We start from the raw sequence: 627 nt of genomic DNA, 5'->3' as shown, positions 1-627 counted from the left end.
CGCAACCAGGTGCGCGAGGCCAAGGCCGAGGACGTGGTGATCTCGGTCGATGCCACCGGCCGCCTGTACTGGCTGGACGCCCCGGTGTCCGACACCGAGGACCTGGTGAGCCGCCTGAAGAAGGTCTCGGTGCTGAGCCCGCAGCCGCAGATCCACATCCGCGGCGACTTCAAGAGCCGCTACGAGCCGGTGGGCCGCATCCTCTACGCCTGCCAGCGCGCGGGCATCGTCAAGATCGGCTTCATCACCGAGCCGCCACCGCGGGGCTGAGCGCTGCGCCAGCGCCCCGGTCCCCGCCCTCGACACCCTGACGGGCACGGTCGCAGCAGACGGCCGTCCCGAGGAGACACCCGCCATGGCTTCCGCCAGCCGCCAGCGCCACCTGGCGCGTCGCGCCGCCCCAGCCGCCGATGCTCCGGTGGCCGACATCAACACCACGCCGCTGATCGACGTGATGCTGGTGCTGCTGATCATGTTGATCATCACGATCCCGATCCAGCTGCACTCGGTCGACCTCGACATGCCGGTGGGCCAGCCGCCGCCGTCCGACATCAAGCCCGAGGTGCTGCGCATCGACATCGATGCCCTGAGCACGGTGCTGTGGAACGGCGAGCCGGTGGCGCCCGG

At 70.3% G+C, this 627-nt stretch carries 2 protein-coding genes; both read left to right on the top strand.

Annotated elements, in window-relative coordinates; translation table 11 throughout:
• A partial coding sequence (locus AACH11_RS24745; RefSeq protein WP_341376963.1) for an ExbD/TolR family protein occupies positions 1-270 on the top strand: 270 nt, incomplete at its 5' end.
• Between the two features lie 85 nt (positions 271-355).
• Positions 356-627, top strand: a 272-nt coding sequence (locus AACH11_RS24740; protein WP_341376962.1) for an ExbD/TolR family protein, incomplete at its 3' end; no start/stop codon positions are given.

The organism is Pseudaquabacterium rugosum (genome assembly GCF_038066575.1).
GTDB classification, from domain to species: Bacteria; Pseudomonadota; Gammaproteobacteria; order Burkholderiales; family Burkholderiaceae_C; genus Pseudaquabacterium; species Pseudaquabacterium rugosum.
The sequence above is the reverse complement of the archived record's forward strand: the minus strand, read 5'-3'. Positions and strand labels throughout refer to the sequence as shown.